The organism is Candidatus Spongiihabitans sp., from assembly GCF_965237845.1.
Classification (GTDB): domain Bacteria; phylum Pseudomonadota; class Gammaproteobacteria; order Arenicellales; family Poriferihabitantaceae; genus Spongiihabitans.
Map to the genome: position 1 here is coordinate 1,635,752 of NZ_OZ250154.1, position 17,729 is coordinate 1,653,480.

A 17,729-nucleotide genomic window follows, 5' to 3' on the forward strand; every position below is an offset into this window, starting at 1 on the left:
ATGCCTAAATAAAAAATCATGAGCAAAAACAGATTCCCACAATTAATAGAGCCGATGGTCAGCCATCGCCAGTGAACACGTCACCGATTGCATCCATTTCTTCCAAGGCTCGACCACAACCTCGAACCACGCAGGTCAAAGGCTGTTCCGCAATAATCACCGGCAAACCCGTATCCTGCATGAATCGTCTATCTATATCACGTAACAACGCCCCTCCCCCAGCGACAACCATGCCTTTTTCGCCAATATCCGCGATCAGTTCCGGTGGCGTCTTTTCGAGCGCCTCGCGGATAACCCGGACAATTTGTTCTAATGAATCGTTAATCGATTCGTAGATTTCTTCGCTGGTGATCACCAGGCTTCTCGACAGGCCTTCTGAAATGTCCCGCCCCTTGATTTCCATTTCCATATGTTCAGATTCCGACCACGCCGTTGCGATGGTTTGTTTTATTCGCTCCGCAGTTACATCCCCGATCAGCAAACCATGACGACGGCGTACATAGTTTACGATTGATTCGTCAAAGGAATCTCCAGCAACTCGCAACGAGTTTGAATAGACCATTCCCCCCAATGACACAATACCGACCTCGGTGGTGCCTCCGCCGACATCAACAACCATTGATCCGGTTGGCTCCGCCACCGGAAGATTGGCGCCAATCGCTACCGCCATCGGTTCTTCAATGAGATAAACTTCCCGGGCGCCCGCACTGGTTGCCGATTCCCGGATCGCCCTTCTTTCCACCTGAGTAGATCCGCACGGCACACATATAATAATTCTTGGACTGGCAAAGAGCTTGGTTTCCTGAGCCTTGCGAACAAAATATTTGAGCATATCTTCGGTCACATTGAAGTCCGCGATGACACCGTCTTTCAGTGGTCTAATGGCTTGAATAAAACCAGGAGTCCGACCCAACATTCGTTTCGCATCCTGACCAATCGCCAGTACAGTTTTGCCGCCGCCCCCTATGGTCGGGCTCTTAATAGCGACCACTGAGGGTTCGTCGAGGATTATTCCTTTGTTTCTGACGTAAATCAGGGTATTCGCGGTACCAAGATCAATGGCGAGATCATTCGAGAAGAAGCCTGATAGGCGTTTTAGCATTGTTTTTCATTTAATTTGAAGGTGGAAATGCGGTTTTTTGCCGAGAAAATAACCTGCCTAGCTTAACAATCCAACCCGCACTATTCAACCACACAATCCTATGTTAAGTTGTTGCATTTTTACAGGTAAAATGCTGGTAATTATTTTTTGGTCTTAACTAGTTAAGACCCTTATTTTTAAATTTATGTCTCTAACACCGAAAGAAATCACCCATATCGCCAGTCTTGCGCGGTTAAAAACCAGCAGTGAACAGGCTGAATTTTATGCGACTCAATTATCCCGGGTTCTGGATCTGGTCGAACAAATGAATACCATCGATACCAGCGATATTGAGCCGATGTCCCATCCCCATGACCATCTCCAGAACGCAGCGTTAAGGTTGCGCGCGGATGAAGTGACTGCCACGAATCTTAGAAAAGCCTATCAAACCGTTGCGCCGGCCACCGAAAACGGACTTTATCTGGTGCCCAAGGTCATCGACTAAAATTATTATGCACTCACACTGCCTCAGCGAACACAGTGCCGCACTTCGCAACAAAGCGTATTCCAGCGTCGAATTGACTCAGCACTATTTAAAACGTATTGATTCGGCCAAGGATCTTAATGCATTTATTACCGTAACCGAAGAATTGGCTCTTGAGCAGGCGCAGCATGCCGACCAAATGTTACACCATAATGAGGCACACGCGCTAACTGGAATTCCTATGGCGCATAAGGATTTGTTTTGCACTAAAGGGGTATTAACCACTTGCGGGTCGAAAATTCTTAGCAATTTTGTATCACCCTACGATGCAACGGTTGTGGAAAAATTGAAACAACAAGGCATGGTGATGCTGGGTAAAACAAATATGGATGAGTTCGCCATGGGTTCGTCAAATGAAACCAGTTATTACGGCGCGGTAAAAAATCCATGGGATGTCCAGCGCGTGCCGGGCGGCAGCTCAGGCGGATCAGCCGCTGCGGTGAGCGCAAGATTAGCGCCGGTTGCCACAGCCACAGATACCGGTGGCTCGATTCGTCAGCCCGCGGCTTTTTGTGGCCTGACCGGAATTAAGCCCAGTTATGGTCGTGTTTCTCGATATGGCATGGTGGCATTTGCCTCGTCGTTGGATCAAGGTGGGCTGGTTGCCGGAAATGCTCAGGATGCGGCAATGGTTTTACAGGCAATGTCAGGGTTTGATCAGCGCGATTCGACTTCTTTGCAACAGCCCGTTCCAGACTATGGCAAGGTCCTGGAACAATCCATACGCGGAAAAACCATCGGATTGCCGAAAGAATTTTTCGGTGATGGTGTGGACCGAGACATTGCAAATGCTATTCAGCAGGCAATCCGGGAATTGGAAGCCCTGGGTGCGAAAACCGTGGAGGTTGAATTACCGAATAGCGAAGTCGGTATTCCCTGCTACTACGTCATTGCGCCCGCAGAAGCTTCTTCTAACCTGTCTCGATTCGATGGCGTGCGTTATGGGTACCGGACTGAAAATTACACCGACCTCAATGACATGTATGAAAAGACCCGGGCTGAAGGATTTGGCGCCGAAGTGAAACGTAGAATCATGATCGGCACCTATGTATTATCTTCAGGTTATTACGATGCTTACTACATAAAAGCGCAAAAACTGCGCAGAATGATTGCTGATGATTTTAGTCGCGCATTTGAAAAATGCGATCTAATTGCTGGCCCAACTACGCCAGACACCGCATTTGTCATTGGCGAAAAAAATGATGATCCAGTGGCGATGTATTTAAATGATATTTTCACCAATGCCGCAAACCTGGCAGGTCTCCCGGCAATGTCAATTCCAGCAGGGTTCGATGACAAAAATTTACCCATAGGGTTACAGTTAATCGGCAAATACCTGGATGAATCAACCCTGCTGACGGTTGCCCATCAGTTTCAACAACAAACGAATTGGCACTTAAAAATTCCAGGCATTCCAAACGCGCCAAGCGGGTCCGGAGGGTCTGATTGATCATGGAATGGGAAACGGTAATCGGACTCGAAATTCATGTTCAACTTCTCACCAAAAGCAAAATTTTTAGCGCAGCGTCCACCGCATATGGGGCACAACCCAATACTCAGGCCTGCGATGTAAGCATTGCCCTGCCCGGCGTATTACCGGTCATGAACCGGGAAGCCGCACGATTAGCGGTAAGGTTTGGACTTGGAATCGGTGCCCACATTAATAAACGCTCTATTTTTACCCGCAAAAACTACTTTTACCCGGATTTGCCCAAAGGCTATCAAATTAGCCAGTTTGAAGTTCCCATAGTCGGCAAAGGCAAGATTGAAATTGAAACCGGCAACGGCTGCAAAGTTATCGGCATTACCCGCGCTCATCTTGAGGAAGATGCGGGAAAATCTTTGCATCAAGACTTTCACGACATGACCGGTATTGATCTTAATCGCGCTGGCATCCCCCTGCTTGAAATTGTTTCCGAACCGGACCTGCGCTCTGCTGCGGAAGCCGTCGCCTACCTGCGTAAAATACATTCGCTGGTGCGCTATCTGGATATTTCCGATGGCAATATGCAGGAAGGCTCGTTTCGCTGCGATGCCAACGTGTCCATGCGACCCAGGGGTCAAACCGAATTGGGAACCAGAGCCGAGCTGAAAAATATTAACTCCTTTCGATTCGTGGAAAAAGCCATTGAGTTTGAAATTGACCGGCAAACAGATATTCTGGAAGATGGCGGCGAGATCGTTCAGGAAACACGTTTATATGATTCGGATAAAAATGAAACTCGGTCAATACGCTCCAAAGAAGAAGCCCACGACTACCGTTATTTCCCCGATCCGGATTTGCCCGAAATGATTCTGGACGATGATTTTATCGACCAGATTCGTAAGCAGCTTCCCGAATTACCCGACGCGCGTAAATCCAGACTTGAACGCGAATATCATTTGTCGTCCATCGATGCGGCGCATTTAACCAACGATCGGGACACCGCAGATTACTTTGAAAATGTATGTTCACAAACATCAGCGGATTCCAAGACCGTTGCCAACTGGATACTTGGCGAGCTTAGTGCCGCCCTGAACTGCTCTGCAATGGAAATCGGAGACTCTCCTGTAGATAGTATTCGCATGGCCAACCTGCTTGATCGAATAAACGATGACACCATTTCCGGCAAAATCGCGAAACAAGTATTGACGTTATTATGGGAATCCGAGAAATCTGTGGACCAGGTGATTGATGAAAATAGCTTAAAACAAATTACCAATACTGGCGCAATCGAAGCCATCGTCGATAACATCCTGCAGGAAAATTCGGCTCAGGTTGATCAGTATAAAGCAGGCAACCAAAAAATATTTGGATTTTTTGTAGGCCAGGTTATGAAACAAAGCGGCGGTAAAGCCAATCCCAAACAAGTAAACGATTTATTACGCAATAAACTCGACTAACCCGTAAAAGTGTTGTACAAGATAATCATGGGCCCGTAGCTCAGCTGGATAGAGTACCTGGCTTCGAACCAGGTGGTCGGGGGTTCGAGTCCCTCCGGGCCCGCCATTTTAGATATTGCAATTTCCCTCGCTAGGTTCGCCGCTATGTTTCCGCAGATTATTCTTGCGTCGTCTTCACTCCCCAGAAAACAAATTCTTGCTCGATTGCAAATTGAATTTGCGACGGTTTCCCCTGATATTGATGAAAGTCCATACATTGGGGAATCGCCACACGAGTTAGTGGAACGCCTTGCTGCATCAAAAGCCTTAGCGGTGTCAAAAACCTGCGCCCAGCAATTCCCTAACGCATTGGTAATTGGCTCTGATCAAGTTGCCGAGTTGGATGGCAAAATAATGGGCAAGCCAAAGAATCATAGCGATGCGACGGCGCAGTTAAAAAACTCATCGGACGCGACGCTCACGCTTTATACCGGCATTGCCCTGCTGAATTCGAAAACCGGCAACCTTCAGTCCGAGGTCGATACTTTTGAAGTGGCGTATCGAAAACTAGACGATGAGCAAATACACAATTACCTCAAAGCCGCGCGACCGTATAACAGTTGTGGCAGTTTAAAAGCCGAAGGAATTGGAATTGCAATGTTGCAACGGTTAAGCGGGAATGATCCCAATACCTTGCTTGGGTTGCCGTTGATAAAACTCATAACCATGCTCGAAGCCGAAGGCGTGCGCTTGATTTGAGCCGCGGAAAACCGAAAATTCGTCGCCACAAGATTCATGGCGAAGTGTCCGCTCCTTCTAAAACTTGCGCTTTTCGTATTCGGTTGATGCGGTCGCGCACCGAAGCGGCCGCTTCAAATTCCAGGTTTCTAGCATAGGCGTACATTTCCTTTTCCAGCTTGCTCAGTAATTTACCGAGTGCTTTGGGCGACTGTCGATAATACTCTTCGGCATCTTCGGCAACCTTGTCCCGATCTGGCATATCATTCCACGATGAATCGTTTGCGGTCACGCCATCGATAATATCCTTAACCGGTTTGATAATGGATTTAGGTACAATTTTGTTTATCTCATTGTAAGCGCGTTGTTTTTGCCGCCGCCTGTCCGTTTCCTGCACCGCTTGCTGAATCGAATTGGTTTCCTTATCCGCATATAAAATGACTCGCCCATTTATATTTCTGGCGGCCCGACCAATAGTTTGAATCAGCGAGCGCGTCGACCGCAAGAATCCTTCCTTGTCGGCATCAAGTATCGCTACCAGGGAAACTTCGGGCAGGTCCAATCCTTCCCTAAGCAAATTAATGCCGACCAACACATCGAATACGCCTTTCCTTAAATCCCGAATAATCTCGACCCGCTCTATGGTGTCGATATCCGAATGCAGATAACGCACCCGCACATTATGTTCATGATAATACTCAGTTAAATCTTCGGCCATGCGCTTGGTCAAGGTGGTGACCAAAACCCGCTCGTTCAATGCAACCCGTTTATTTATTTCGGAAAGCAAGTCGTCAACCTGGGATTCGACCGGGCGTATTTCCAATTCGGGGTCCAGCAAACCCGTCGGCCGCACCACCTGCTCCACCACGCCCGGTGAACGAGTCTCTTCATATGGTCCTGGCGTCGCAGAAACAAATACCGCCTGCGGCAGCAGGTTTTCGAATTCATCAAATCGCAGCGGCCGGTTGTCCAATGCCGATGGCAATCGAAAACCATATTCAACCAGAGTTTCCTTCCTTGAGCGGTCTCCTTTGTACATCGCACCAAGTTGGGGAATGGTGGCATGGCTCTCGTCGATGAACACGATGGCGCTATCCGGCATGTAATCCATCAATGTCGGCGGCGGCATTCCGGCACTACGCCCCGACAGGTAACGAGAGTAATTTTCGATGCCATTGCAATATCCCAGTTCATGCATCATTTCCAGGTCGTATAAAGTTCGTTGTTCGAGGCGCTGGGCTTCGACCAGTTTTCCCGCATCGCGCAACTGCGCCAGCCGTTCCTGCAGCTCCAGTTTTATGTCTTCGAGAATACCGAGAATGGTTTCCCTGGCGGTGACATAATGGCTTTTCGGATAAACCGTTACCCGATTGATATGCTCTTCTACCCGTCCGGTCAGGGGATCAAATTTGGAAAGATTTTCAACTTCATCGCCAAATAATCCAATTCGTATTGCCAGATGTTCCGATTCCGCTGGATAAACATCAATCACATCGCCGCGCACCCGAAAAGTGCCGCGCCTCAATTCCAGATCATTACGAATGTATTGCAATTCAGCCAGTCGCCGCAGTATTGCCCTTTGATCGATTTGATCCGCTTTCTTCAAGTGCAAAATCATGCCGTGGTAAGCCGCCGGGTCACCCAAGCCATAGATTGCGGACACCGTTCCGACGATGACTACATCGCGTCTTTCCAATAATGCCTTGGTCGCGGAAAGTCGCATTTGATCAATGTGATCATTGACCGACGCGTCCTTTTCGATATAGGTATCCGAGCTCGGAACATAGGCTTCGGGCTGATAATAGTCGTAGTATGAAACAAAGTATTCAACGGAATTTTCCGGGAAAAAATCCCGCATCTCCGAATATAGTTGAGCGGCAAGGGTTTTATTGTGGGCAAGAATCAGTGCCGGGCGACCAGTCTCGGCAATAATATTCGCCATGGTGAAGGTCTTGCCTGACCCTGTTACCCCTAACAATGTCTGGAATGCTTCGCCGTTTTCAACGCCGTCTATTAGCGCATTGATCGCTTCGGGTTGATCTCCCGCTGGATTAAATTCGCTGACCAGTTTATAATTTTCCGAGGTCGTCATCCCTCGATTTTAGCCGAGTACGCGCGGTTAAAAAGAATATTATTTGTATCTGAGTTTTATCCGGGACGGATTCAGGTGATTTTTCCGGAATGACTGCTGGAATGACTTGACCAAAGCGGGCTGGACAATTAGTATCCGCTTCCTTCGTTCCCCAGTAGCTCAGTCGGTAGAGCAGGTGACTGTTAATCACCTTGTCGGCAGTTCGAGTCTGTCCTGGGGAGCCAAATTTCGTCATACCCCACCGCTTTTTTAAATCACTGGTTTTTTGAATCTCTGTAATCGATGCCTTTTCGTCGGCCAGGCGATTATCGGCAGGCGATTATCCCCTACACGCATTAAACAAATAATCGTTTCGGCGAGACCGTCCCATCGGTAATGACTTCTCCTAAGCCAAGAAATGAATTGTCTTCAGCATATATTCTCGCCATTCCAGGTTTGGGTAACTTTAATGCCCGTACCGACTGACCATGACAAAAATAATGAGCTGTTTTTGCAGTCAAATCCACTTTTGGAAGGTGAACAAGCACATGATCAGTGGGTAGCAAAAGCCGCTGTCTGTGTTGCGAGGATTCCAAAACCTCTAATTGCTCGAGGGTAACTGTCTGGTCAATGGTGAATGTCCCGACCCTGACTCTCCGTAACGCACTAACATGGCCGCCGCATCCCAGCGCTTCACCAAGATCCATCGCTAAACTTCGAATATAAAACCCCTTGGAACACGATACCCTCAGAGTTACAAAATCTTTCTGGAAATCGATAATTGACAAGTCATAAACCGTGACCCGGCGCGGTTGCCGATGTACCTCGATGCCCTGCCGTGCGAGTTTATAGAGCGGCTGGCCATTGCATTTAAGCGCGCAATACATCGGGGGAATTTGATCAATCTGACCTCGAAATTGTTCCAGGGCTTTTTCGATCTGCGGTAAGGCAGGCAGGGCGATATTAACCTTAGACTGATCGATAACAGCTCCATCGCAATCACCGCTATCTGTTTTTACGCCCAATTGAATTTTAACCTGGTAGCATTTATCAGCATTTAAAAACATCCCTGAAATTTTGGTCGCATGACCAAAACAAAGAGGAAGCAACCCGGTGGCGATTGGGTCAAGGCTTCCGGTATGGCCGGCCTTTTGTGCATTAAGTAGTCGTTTCGCCTTTTGTAATGCCTGGTTTGAAGACAGGCCGTTGAGCTTGTCAAGCAATAACATGCCATTTACAGGCTCCCCGTGTTGCCGTCTTCTAGGCGGCATTGTTCTTATTCAGCCTATCTATCAGCTGTGTCAGTTCGACGCCGCGCTGGATGCTGTGATCGTATTTAAAGACTAATTTCGGCGTCATTCTCAACGCAATTTGCTGACTCAATAAATGCCGTAAATATTTGGAGGAATTGTTCAATAATTGTTCTATTTGGCTGGGTTCCAGTGTTTTATCTATGGTGGATACATAGATGGTCGATTGCTTCAAATCCCGGCTTACCGTCACCCCGGTAACTGAAACAGAATTGATTCGGTCATCATCCAACTCCCTGATAATCAGCATCGAGAGCTGGCGTTTTATAAGCTCTGCAACTCGTCGGGTTCTGTCTGTGTCAAACATCGTTTCAGGCTAAATGACGGCTAACTGAACACGCTCTCTGCTGAGTGCGCCATAAGGCTGGCTGTCCAAGTGGATTATCGTTGCAATTTCCGAAGCCCTGATTCCGGGCTCTATTGTGAGTTTATAGTTTCTGAGCCGTTTGAACAATTTCAAATACTTCGATTTGGTCTCCGATCTTAATATCGTTGTAATCCTTAATGCCGATACCACATTCGTAACCATTTTTTACTTCAGCCACATCCTCCTTAAATCGCCGAAGCGAATTGATGGCGCCTTCAAAAATTACCATATTATCTCGTAGCACCCGCACTGGAAGATGTCGTTTTACTGCCCCTTCCGAAACGAAACATCCGGCAATCGCGCCAATTTTGGGGGCTCGGAAAATATCACGTACTTCAATCAATCCAACATGTTCTTCTTTAGAAATTTTAGACAGCATCCCGGTCATAGTCGCTTTTATGGTATCAACAACATCGTAAATAACATTGTGATAGAAAACACCGCTCTCATTATTGTCGATTAACTTACGCGCCATCGCATCTGCCCGCACATTAAAACCAATCATAATAGCATCCGCAGCCAGGGCCAGGTTCACATCAGATTCGTTAATTCCGCCCACCATGCCGTGAATAACGTTTACATTAACCTCGTCCACAGAAAGTTTTTCTAACGAATCCCGCAAAGCTTCTACTGAGCCGTGGACATCGGCCTTAATCAGAACATTCAAAGTCTTTGCCTCGCCCTCTTCCATGCGATTAAACATGCTTTCCAGTTTTGCTTTTTGTTGCTGGGCGAGCTTTTGCTCCTTGGATTTACCTTGTCGGTTGAGTGCTATTTCACGCGCCTTTCTCTCGCTACTCACGACCACCAGATCATCTCCCGCAACCGGAACACCGGTTAGACCCTGAATCTCGACTGGTGTTGATGGTCCCGCCTGGCTTACTTTTCGACCCTGATCATCAATTAAAACTCTTACCCGACCAGTTTCGCGGCCAGCCAGTACAATATCTCCCGGTTTAAGGCTGCCTTGCTGGACAAGTACCGTAGCAACTGGCCCCCTGCCCTTGTCCAGTCGGGCCTCAACAACCAGCCCAGTCGCATTTCCCGCAGGGTGCGCTTTTAAGTCCGCAACTTCGGCTTGCAATAATACGGATTCGAGTAATTCATCCGTACCCTGGCCGGTAATTGCGGATACTTCGCTCATTAATACATCACCACCCCATGCTTCCGCGATAACTTCGTGATTTGCCAGCTCTTGTTTTACCCGTTCCGGGTCTGCTTGCTCTTTGTCGATTTTATTGATTGCCACAATGACAGGCACTTCCGCGGCTTTGGCGTGATTTATCGCTTCAATAGTCTGCGGTTTCACGCCGTCATCTGCGGCCACGACCAGTATAATCAAGTCTGTTGCTTTAGCCCCCCGGGCCCGCATTGCTGAAAATGCCTCGTGACCAGGCGTATCAAGAAAACAAATTTCCTGCTCATTTACCTTAACTTTATAGGCGCCAATATGCTGGGTGATGCCGCCTGCTTCACTGGCTGCGACTTTAGTTTTTCGGAGATAATCTAAAAGAGACGTTTTGCCGTGATCAACGTGTCCCATTACTGTTACCACTGGCGCTCGAGGTAGCTGTTCTGTGGTGCCGTGCTGGACTATAAACGCTTCAGGGTCATCTGCATCCGCGGCTTGAGCAATATGCCCCATCTCTTCGACCAGTAATATCGCTGTATCCTGATCAAGAATCTGATTAATCGTTACCATGGAACCCATACCCATCATGGCTTTAATAACTTCCCCTGCCTTGATGGACATGGCCTGAGCCAATTCACCAACCGTTATGGTTTCAGGCACATGCACTTCGTGAATTACCGGCTCTGTGGGTTTTTCAAAAGCATGCTGATCCGCTATTGATGAGGAAATATTACCTGGTTTTCTAAGCGGTTGACGTCGAGCTCTATCTTTTCTGCGTTTAGTGGCATGCAGTTCCTTACGCCCGGCCCGTTCATTTGAACCCGGCTTGCCGCGTTTGCCTTTCCTTCCTTTTTTCGGTTTGTCATCTTGTTTGTTAGCCGTGCTTTCAGGCGCGGGCGGCATCTCGGAAGCGGACTGAACGGTTGTTTGCTTTGTGCTAATTTCAGAAGTTGCCGCCCCCCCCTCAGCGGATTCTGCAAGTTCCGCGGCCTCCTTCCTGGAATCATCTTCGGTGCTGGACCGCGCATCAGCCTGAAGTTCGTCGGTCGGTCCTTGAGATTCTTGCAGCTTAGATTTTTCGAGCGCTTCTTGCTCAACACGCAATCGCTCCTGTTCAGCCTGTTTCGCTTGCTCTTTCGCCTGTCTGGATTTTTGTTTCTGTTCTTCCATTATGCGTTTTTGTTCCGCTTCCAACGCCGCGGTTTTTGCTTGCGCCTCTGCCTGTTGTGCTTCCAATACACCGCGTTTTACGAATGTGCGGCGTTTTTTGACCTCGATATGCACTGTATGCGCGGCCCCGGTTCTGGAAGTCTGCTTGATTTGACCGATGGTTTTTCGGTTCAGTGAGATACGCTCGTTGGACTCTTGTTTCTGGCTTGCATCACCCTTCAGATACTGCAATAGTTTTATTTTTTCGTCATCCACAAGCAAGTCTGTCTTGACCTTGCCTGAGATTCCCGCCTGCGCAAGTTGATTGAGCAGTTTGTCGATACTGATACCGATCTGCTTGGCAAAATTACTTATAGTAATTTGTGACATATTGGCTCTATATTGTTAATATTCAATAATATTATTATTCAAACCACGGTGCGCGAGCAGTCATTATCAAATCCTTTGCACGCTGTTCCTCGAGGTCGATAATTTCCAGAACCTCATCCAAAGCGCAATCCGCCAAGTCTTCCATGGTACGCACACCGCCGAGCGCCAATGCGCGAGCGGTTTCCTCGTCCATGCCTTCCATCCCCAACAGGTCCGCGCTAGGCTCTTTCTGTTCTTGGCTGGCAATGGCGTGGGTCAGCAAGTTATCCTGGGCACGATTTCTCAATTCATCTACCAACGTTTCATCAAACTCCTCGATATCCATCAACTCCTGTTTTGGGACATAGGCGATTTCTTCCAGTGCGTTAAATCCTTCCTGGGCAAGAATTTTGGCAATATTTTCGTCAATATCGAGTTGGCTCATGAACTTTTGCACCAGATTCTGTTGTTCAAGGTCTTGTTTTTCCAGCGCATCCTTATCGGTCATTAAATTTAGTTCCCAGCCGGTCAATTCAGATGCCAACCGCACATTTTGACCGCCACGTCCAATAGCGCGGGATAAATTCTCCTCAGTGACCACCACATCCATTGATTTCAGGTCTTCATCAACAAATATTGATTCAACTTCGGCTGGTGCGAGCGCCTGAATAACAAACTCAGCAATATTTTCGGACCAAACGATAATATCAACCCGTTCCCCGGCGATTTCATTAGAAACACTCTGAACCCTCGACCCTCGAATACCGACGCAGGCACCGACTGGATCAATGTTTTGATCATTGCTTCGAACTGCTATTTTTGCTCGGGAACCGGGGTCTCGGGCAGCGCCCAGAATTTCAATCAGACCCTCGCCCGCTTCCGGCACTTCCAGTTTAAATAATTCAATCAAAAACTGCGGCGATAACCGGGTAAGAATTAATTGCGGACCGCGTGCTTCCGAATCTATTTCCTTTAACAAGGCACGGATGCGGTCGCCGGGTCTAAGTCCTTCTCTGGGAATCATTCCATTTTTCAGCAACAACGCTTCTGCATCGCCTAAATCGACTATAACATTACCGTGGTCAAGACGTTTTACGGTGCCTGAAACCAGCATTCCGAATTTGTCCTGATAGCGTTTCGCAATCTGGTTTCTTTCAGCCTCCCTGAGTTTTTGCCACATCACTTGCTTGGCGGCCTGAGCCGAGATTCGCCCAAACTCCACCTTTTCTATTGGCTCTTCTATCAGGTCTTCCACATTAAGTTCCGGGTCGCTTTCCCGAGCTTCGCTCAGCGGAATTTGCTGGTCCGGGAACTCCACTTCGGCTTCATCTGCGATAACTTCCCAAACCCGGTAGGAATCATACTCTCCGGTATCCTGATGGATGCTCACACGCGCGTCAATATCGCCTGGGTGCCACTTCCTGGTGGCGGTGGCCAATGCCGCTTCTATGGCACTAAAAATAATCTCTTTGTCAAGATCTTTCTCTTGGGAAACACTTTCCGCCATCAATAAAATGTCATTACTTGTAATCGCCATAATTTATCAACATCCACGTAACATTCAAATCGGTTGCAATTGAGCCGACTCCATATCGCTATAGGGCAGATCGTAACTCTCACCATCAACTTCCAGCACAACCGCTTGATCGCCAGCTTCAACCATCTGGCCGGTAAATCGCCGCCGTCCAAAAATGTGGGTTGCCATTACAATTCTGGCTTTATTTCCCACAAATCGTTTGAAATGGTCCGGCTTTACCAAAGGCCGCTCCAATCCGGGTGAGGATACTTCTAACAAATAGGCATCGTTTAAGGGATCTTCAATGTCCAATACTGCGCTGAGCTGCCGACTTACCGCTGCACAATCATGTACCTGAATACCGCCTGGCGCATCGATATAAACACGTAATACGGTATGTTTGCCCTGGTGAGTCATCTCCAGGTGCAACAACTCCAGGTGCAACAACTCATAACCCAGGTTTTCCACCGGGGGTTCAAGCACCGCTTTCAATTTTCCGGCTGCACCACGCATCATGCACATTCACCTTACAAAAACACACAAAAAATGAGCCATCGGCCCATGCAACACAAATCATTCAATGGCTACCCTAAAAGTAAAACCCCGCAAACTGCGGGGTCGTACCATACTGGTCAAAATCCGCCAGTAAAAAATGCCAGCCAAATATGGTAGCGGGGGCAGGATTTGAACCTACGACCTTCGGGTTATGAGCCCGACGAGCTGCCAGACTGCTCCACCCCGCATTAAGGTCATGGATTCTACCTTATTCACGACCTTTGTTTCAATCAATTGGGGCAGTCTTTTTATAAATTCTGAACTATTTTGTTGGCTCCCATATAAATATCCTCGCCTCAAACGATTAGAAACAGTCCGAATTTGCGAATGACAGCTTTGCGGCGGCTAAACCACCAAGGCGTTTTCTCTGTGGATGCCGGATTCATCCCCCTTTTTGAAAAACTTGAACCGTGTGAGGGGAAACTTTCACGTACGGTTTGCAAGAGCGGCTGGCTACCTGTCGGAAAAGGCTTCGGCAATGACGAACCTGTATTAACCGGTCATTATCGGGCGTGACCCGATAATCCAATCAAACCATCCGGCCTAAGCCGCGGCATTATAAAAAGCGGGAACGGCGATCTAGTACTCGCACCCGCTTATGCTGGAGCAAGATTGGAACGATGGGCATTATCAACAACTCGCTCAAATTTCCCGATTTTATTTCATAGGCAGTGAACCAGACAGTCAGTGACATCCCGGGAGCAATACGGTTATACTGCTCCGGCCTTTGCTGTTTGACCAATCAGAATAATAATCATAACCAAATTTCATTATGCCAAATTACATTATGAATGACGCAGCCATCTCAATCCCAACTATCAAAGTCGATGATCTTCATAAGTCCTTCGGTGCGCTTGAAGTTATCAAAGGCGTGTCGATGACAGCCCATGAAGGCGATATCGTATCTATTATCGGCGCCAGCGGTTCTGGCAAGAGCACCTTTTTAAGGTGTCTGAACCTGCTGGAGAATCCGACCTCGGGCAGCATCGAGATAAATGGTGAAGCGATAGACTTTAAAGCCGATAAAACTGGCGATATGGTGCCCGCAAACAGGCGGCAAATTGAGCGGATTCGCACACAACTTGGCATGGTGTTTCAAGGCTTCAATCTTTGGCAGCATATGACGGTAATGCAAAATATCATGGAAGCGCCCGTTCACGTTTTGAAGATCAAAAAATCTGAAGCTCAGGAACGCGCCGAAGTCATTCTGAATAAGGTTGGACTGTGGGAAAAACGGAATCAATATCCGGCAGTGTTGTCTGGTGGCCAACAACAACGGGTCGCTATTGCCAGGGCACTCGCTGTTGAGCCCAGTGCGTTGCTTTTCGATGAGCCCACATCCGCTCTGGACCCCGAGTTGGTGGGGGAGGTTCTTAAGGTCATAAAGGAACTGGCCGAAGAAGGTCGTACCATGATTATGGTGACCCATGAAATGAATTTTGCCAGCAACGTTTCATCCCATGTGATATTCTTGCACGGCGGGCGTGTTGAAGAACAGGGGTCTCCTCAGAAAGTGTTCAGGGAAGCCAAGAGCGAGCGCTGTCGTAAATTCGTTCGATCCGTTAGCTAGGTTCATTTAACTAACGATTATTAAAACCAAAATGCGGAGAAAGACAATGAAGAAATTTACTAAATTAATCATAGCGGCAAGCATTGCAATGTGCATGTTTAGCACTAACGCTTATGCCCTGAAACTGGGTGTTGCCGCCGAACCTTACCCACCTTTTGCTGAAAAAGACGCATCGGGCACATGGAAAGGCTGGGAGATTGAAATTGCGAATGCCATTTGCGTAGCCATGGGAGAACAATGCGAATGGGTTGAAGTTGCATGGGACGGCATAATCCCCGCACTGATGACGAAAAAATTCGATGTGATCGTGTCCTCCATGTCGATTACAGAAGAGCGCATGAAAACCATCGATTTTTCCGACAAGTACTACAACACCCCGGCAGTAATCGTTACGCCCAAAGGCTCAGGCATCGATGGCAGCCCGGCCAGCGTCAGCGGCAAGATTATTGGTGTTCAGGTTTCCACCATCCACGCAAACTTTGTATCCAAGCATTTTGATGATTCAGCCGCAAGCATTAAAACTTACCAAACTTTCGATGAGCATAATCAGGATCTGGTTGCCGGTCGTATTGACGCCGTGGTAGGTGATTCCCTTGCTCTGCAACCGTTTTTGGCCAGCGACAGTGGCGCTTGCTGCGAAGTCGCCGGGGAACTAAAGGACGTTGCTGTATTTGGCCCCGGTGTTGGTGGCGGAATGCGTAAGGAAGATACCGAGCTGAAAGCAAGATTCAATGAGGCTATCGCCAAGATTCGCGCTGACGGAACTTTCCAAAAAATCTCGAAGAACTACTTCAACTTCGACATTTATGGTGCAGAGTAATCAGGGTGCATAAGTTAGTCTGGTCGGAACGCAATAGCGCTCATTTTGGCATGTTCGTTCCGACTCGGCAGGTCTTCAGGTTCAATCCACGGCAAGTTCAGTCCAGCAGAGAATCATTGGCAATTGCTCCTGCATTGCTCTACTAAGCGATAGCCATGTAGCGAAAACAAGGCAATATGCTTGAGTCATTAGGAATGGAGTTGCTTGAATTTTCACCGCCTGGATGGGGCGGCAATCTGTTGCGCGGTTTAGGGATGACCCTGCAAATCGCATTCGGCGCTTATACGCTTGGATTGTTAATCGGGCTGAGCGGTGCGCTCGGAAAAATATATGGCGGCCGCACCCTTCGTTGGTCTCTTGAAATCTATACCACCCTGGTTCGTGCGGTACCCGAGTTGGTGCTTATATTACTCCTGTACTACGCTGGCACTGACTTGCTCAACCAACTGTTAGAGTCTTTCGGATTTGAACGGGTTGACATCAGTGGATTGACAGCGGGCATTTATGTGCTTGGGTTTGTTCAAGGCGCGTATATTATTGAAGTCATTCGAGGCGCTATTGTTGCGGTGCCGCTCGGCCAGATAGAAGCCGCCAAAGCTTGCGGCATGTCATGGATGGTCACTCACCGCAGAATCATCATCCCGGCCATGGTGCCGCTTGCCCTGCCGGGGCTTGCTAACTTGTGGTTGATTGTAACCAAGGATACTGCGCTTTTGGCGGTTGTGGGATTCAGTGAACTTGCCCTTGAGACCAGGCAGGCTGCTGGTGCGACCAAAGAGTACTTGATGTTTTATTTGGCGGCTGCGTTTCTCTATCTCTGCGTGAGTCTCATGTCGAGCTTCATTTTTAGATTATTGGAACGCCATTACCGGCGTGGCCAACCTGACTTGTCATAGGACTGTATGGGTATGGAATGGTATTGGATCGCTGAGTACACTCCGAGATTTATCGAAGGGTTATGGATAACCATTAAATTACTGGTGATCTCCATCGTCCTGGGCATGAGTCTGGCGACACCGATCGGTTTGGTACAAGTTGCAGGACCAACAGTACTGGCATGGTTGGCACGGGGATTCTGTGCGGTGATACGCGGAACGCCGCTATTGATTCAACTTTGGTTGATTTACTATGGGCTCGGTTCTGTGTTTCCCTCTATCCCGGGCATCCGTGAAAGTTTCATTTGGCCGGTGTTGCGGGATGCCTTTCCCTATGCCATTTTTGCATTTTCACTGAGCGTGGCCGGTTATTCTGGAGAAGTGATGCGTGGCGCATTTAAAAGCGTCAACAAGGGCGAGCTTGAGGCGGCGCGTGCGTTCGGCATGAATCCTTTCACCTTGTTGCGACGGATCTGGTTTCCTCGCGCAATCCAAAATGTATTACCCACACTAGCGGGCGAATTTATTTTAACCCTGAAGTCGACACCGCTTGCTGCGACCATTACGGTATTTGATGTCTATGGCGTCGGCAGCATGGTACGCCAGGAAACTTACCGAATATACGAACCGTTGCTGCTGGTAGCGGGAATATATATCTGTCTATCAGGAATCATCATCGCTTTCTTTCGATGGTTTGAGCGCCGTAATCTGCGCCGCAGGCTATCAACCAATTAGGGTGGCATTATTCATGTCAACATTCGGGGCTTCGC

The 17,729-nt window shown here is 48.2% G+C and carries 15 protein-coding genes and 3 tRNA genes; 10 read left to right on the forward strand and 8 right to left on the reverse strand.

Going from position 1 to position 17,729, the window contains the following annotated elements:
* Positions 1-58: 58 nt before the first annotated feature.
* On the reverse strand, positions 59-1,102 hold the full coding sequence (locus ACPXXB_RS07850; RefSeq protein ID WP_423906275.1) for a rod shape-determining protein: 1,044 nt from the start codon (positions 1,100-1,102) through the stop codon (positions 59-61).
* 184 nt (positions 1,103-1,286) lie between these two features.
* On the opposite strand from ACPXXB_RS07850, the gene gatC reads away from it, so the two are divergent.
* The 5 genes from gatC (at position 1,287) to ACPXXB_RS07875 (ending at position 5,246) form a co-directional block, all read left to right on the forward strand.
* Complete coding sequence (gene gatC, locus ACPXXB_RS07855) at positions 1,287-1,586, forward strand: Asp-tRNA(Asn)/Glu-tRNA(Gln) amidotransferase subunit GatC (protein ID WP_423906277.1); 300 nt, start codon at positions 1,287-1,289, stop codon at positions 1,584-1,586.
* A 7-nt stretch (positions 1,587-1,593) separates the two neighbouring features.
* Positions 1,594-3,075 (forward strand): Asp-tRNA(Asn)/Glu-tRNA(Gln) amidotransferase subunit GatA, encoded by a 1,482-nt coding sequence (gene gatA, locus ACPXXB_RS07860; protein WP_423906280.1) that lies wholly within the window; start codon positions 1,594-1,596, stop codon positions 3,073-3,075.
* Between the two features lie 2 nt (positions 3,076-3,077).
* Positions 3,078-4,508 (forward strand): Asp-tRNA(Asn)/Glu-tRNA(Gln) amidotransferase subunit GatB, encoded by a 1,431-nt coding sequence (gene gatB, locus ACPXXB_RS07865; protein ID WP_423906283.1) that lies wholly within the window; start codon positions 3,078-3,080, stop codon positions 4,506-4,508.
* 29 nt (positions 4,509-4,537) lie between these two features.
* Positions 4,538-4,614: transfer RNA gene (locus ACPXXB_RS07870), tRNA-Arg, on the forward strand.
* Between the two features lie 38 nt (positions 4,615-4,652).
* Positions 4,653-5,246: a Maf family protein gene (locus ACPXXB_RS07875; protein WP_423906286.1), complete on the forward strand. Its 594-nt coding sequence runs from the start codon at positions 4,653-4,655 to the stop codon at positions 5,244-5,246.
* Positions 5,247-5,280: 34 nt separating this feature from the next.
* Here the strand turns inward: ACPXXB_RS07875 and uvrB are convergent, their stop codons facing one another.
* The gene (gene uvrB / locus ACPXXB_RS07880) at positions 5,281-7,317 is read right to left on the reverse strand and encodes an excinuclease ABC subunit UvrB (RefSeq protein ID WP_423906288.1); all 2,037 of its coding nucleotides are present in this window, start codon (positions 7,315-7,317) and stop codon (positions 5,281-5,283) included.
* Positions 7,318-7,465: 148 nt separating this feature from the next.
* Between uvrB and ACPXXB_RS07885 the strand changes: the two genes are divergently transcribed.
* Positions 7,466-7,541: transfer RNA gene (locus tag ACPXXB_RS07885), tRNA-Asn, on the forward strand.
* 111 nt (positions 7,542-7,652) lie between these two features.
* Here the strand turns inward: ACPXXB_RS07885 and truB are convergent.
* The 6 genes from truB to ACPXXB_RS07915 form a co-directional block, all read right to left on the reverse strand.
* Positions 7,653-8,567 (reverse strand): tRNA pseudouridine(55) synthase TruB, encoded by a 915-nt coding sequence (gene truB / locus ACPXXB_RS07890; RefSeq protein WP_423906291.1) that lies wholly within the window; start codon positions 8,565-8,567, stop codon positions 7,653-7,655.
* Positions 8,557-8,913, reverse strand: coding sequence for a 30S ribosome-binding factor RbfA (gene rbfA, locus ACPXXB_RS07895; protein ID WP_423906293.1), 357 nt, complete (start codon positions 8,911-8,913; stop codon positions 8,557-8,559). The genes truB and rbfA overlap by 11 nt, the downstream gene beginning before the upstream one ends.
* Positions 8,914-9,034: 121 nt before the next feature.
* Positions 9,035-11,644, reverse strand: a complete 2,610-nt coding sequence (gene infB, locus ACPXXB_RS07900) for a translation initiation factor IF-2 (protein WP_423906295.1) — start codon at positions 11,642-11,644, stop codon at positions 9,035-9,037.
* A 34-nt stretch (positions 11,645-11,678) separates the two neighbouring features.
* Positions 11,679-13,160, reverse strand: a complete 1,482-nt coding sequence (nusA, locus tag ACPXXB_RS07905; RefSeq protein ID WP_423906298.1) for a transcription termination factor NusA — start codon at positions 13,158-13,160, stop codon at positions 11,679-11,681.
* Between the two features lie 24 nt (positions 13,161-13,184).
* The gene (rimP, locus tag ACPXXB_RS07910; protein WP_423906301.1) at positions 13,185-13,655 is read right to left on the reverse strand and encodes a ribosome maturation factor RimP; all 471 of its coding nucleotides are present in this window, start codon (positions 13,653-13,655) and stop codon (positions 13,185-13,187) included.
* A 150-nt stretch (positions 13,656-13,805) separates the two neighbouring features.
* Positions 13,806-13,882 (reverse strand) — tRNA-Met (locus tag ACPXXB_RS07915).
* A gap of 584 nt (positions 13,883-14,466) precedes the next feature.
* On the opposite strand from ACPXXB_RS07915, the gene ACPXXB_RS07920 reads away from it, so the two are divergent.
* The 4 genes from ACPXXB_RS07920 to ACPXXB_RS07935 all read left to right on the forward strand — a co-directional run bounded on the left by ACPXXB_RS07920 (position 14,467) and on the right by ACPXXB_RS07935 (position 17,694).
* Positions 14,467-15,264, forward strand: a complete 798-nt coding sequence (locus ACPXXB_RS07920; protein ID WP_423906304.1) for an ABC transporter ATP-binding protein — start codon at positions 14,467-14,469, stop codon at positions 15,262-15,264.
* A 46-nt stretch (positions 15,265-15,310) separates the two neighbouring features.
* Positions 15,311-16,084, forward strand: a complete 774-nt coding sequence (locus ACPXXB_RS07925; protein WP_423906307.1) for a transporter substrate-binding domain-containing protein — start codon at positions 15,311-15,313, stop codon at positions 16,082-16,084.
* A 176-nt stretch (positions 16,085-16,260) separates the two neighbouring features.
* Complete coding sequence (locus tag ACPXXB_RS07930; RefSeq protein ID WP_423906309.1) at positions 16,261-16,980, forward strand: ABC transporter permease; 720 nt, start codon at positions 16,261-16,263, stop codon at positions 16,978-16,980.
* Positions 16,981-16,992: 12 nt separating this feature from the next.
* Positions 16,993-17,694, forward strand: coding sequence for an ABC transporter permease (locus ACPXXB_RS07935; protein ID WP_423906311.1), 702 nt, complete (start codon positions 16,993-16,995; stop codon positions 17,692-17,694).
* Positions 17,695-17,729: the final 35 nt, after the last annotated feature.

Coding starts and splice junctions, on each gene's coding strand:
- ACPXXB_RS07850 (WP_423906275.1), bottom strand. CDS start 1,102: ATGCTAAAACGCCTATCAGGCTTCTTCTCGAATGATCTCGCCATTGAT.
- gatC (WP_423906277.1), top strand. CDS start 1,287: ATGTCTCTAACACCGAAAGAAATCACCCATATCGCCAGTCTTGCGCGG.
- gatA (WP_423906280.1), top strand. CDS start 1,594: ATGCACTCACACTGCCTCAGCGAACACAGTGCCGCACTTCGCAACAAA.
- gatB (WP_423906283.1), top strand. CDS start 3,078: ATGGAATGGGAAACGGTAATCGGACTCGAAATTCATGTTCAACTTCTC.
- ACPXXB_RS07875 (WP_423906286.1), top strand. CDS start 4,653: ATGTTTCCGCAGATTATTCTTGCGTCGTCTTCACTCCCCAGAAAACAA.
- uvrB (WP_423906288.1), bottom strand. CDS start 7,317: ATGACGACCTCGGAAAATTATAAACTGGTCAGCGAATTTAATCCAGCG.
- truB (WP_423906291.1), bottom strand. CDS start 8,567: ATGCCGCCTAGAAGACGGCAACACGGGGAGCCTGTAAATGGCATGTTA.
- rbfA (WP_423906293.1), bottom strand. CDS start 8,913: ATGTTTGACACAGACAGAACCCGACGAGTTGCAGAGCTTATAAAACGC.
- infB (WP_423906295.1), bottom strand. CDS start 11,644: ATGTCACAAATTACTATAAGTAATTTTGCCAAGCAGATCGGTATCAGT.
- nusA (WP_423906298.1), bottom strand. CDS start 13,160: ATGGCGATTACAAGTAATGACATTTTATTGATGGCGGAAAGTGTTTCC.
- rimP (WP_423906301.1), bottom strand. CDS start 13,655: ATGATGCGTGGTGCAGCCGGAAAATTGAAAGCGGTGCTTGAACCCCCG.
- ACPXXB_RS07920 (WP_423906304.1), top strand. CDS start 14,467: ATGCCAAATTACATTATGAATGACGCAGCCATCTCAATCCCAACTATC.
- ACPXXB_RS07925 (WP_423906307.1), top strand. CDS start 15,311: ATGAAGAAATTTACTAAATTAATCATAGCGGCAAGCATTGCAATGTGC.
- ACPXXB_RS07930 (WP_423906309.1), top strand. CDS start 16,261: ATGCTTGAGTCATTAGGAATGGAGTTGCTTGAATTTTCACCGCCTGGA.
- ACPXXB_RS07935 (WP_423906311.1), top strand. CDS start 16,993: ATGGAATGGTATTGGATCGCTGAGTACACTCCGAGATTTATCGAAGGG.